1 protein-coding gene is annotated in these 450 nt (G+C 49.3%); it reads left to right on the top strand.

Annotation, left to right across the window (positions count from 1 at the left end; translation table 11 throughout):
- Nucleotides 1-95: 95 nt before the first annotated feature.
- On the top strand, nt 96-450 hold a 355-nt coding region (locus AC097L_RS04375), incomplete at its 3' end, for a hypothetical protein (protein WP_479584940.1).

The raw sequence follows: 450 nt of genomic DNA, 5'->3' as shown, positions 1-450 counted from the left end.
CCACGCATAGGGCCAGCCGGGTGGTGGAATTGCTGCCGCATCGGTGGCAAGCTGCGAGCGCCTGATCAATAACCAGACAATCGGTAACGGTCAACATGGGATCGCCGCTCGCTTACAATCATGTCCATGGTGACCACCTTGAATCCCTGCTGAAACTTTCAGCAGGTCAGTGGAAAACCCTGGTCAATTTTGGATTGGCACTTTGCGGTTTAGCTGGTCAGTTTTGGATCGGCACTAACAAACTACCTCCAAGTAGTCCAAGAATTCCACATCTCCCCCAGCTATCCATATTTAGCAGCGCTGAACACAAAAAAGCGACCCATTACATGGATCGCTTTTTAGCATACATAAAACGTTTTGCGTTTTCTTTAGAGCATGGTGTAAGCGCTAAAGAAAACGCCCAGTCCACTGGACTGGGCGTTTCTTGCTGTAATAGCCTGACGATGACCT

The sequence above is a fragment of the Rhodoferax sp. RT5P35 genome (assembly GCF_056521385.1).
Note: the sequence above shows the minus strand (reverse complement) of the source record. Positions and strands in the feature narration are given on the sequence as shown.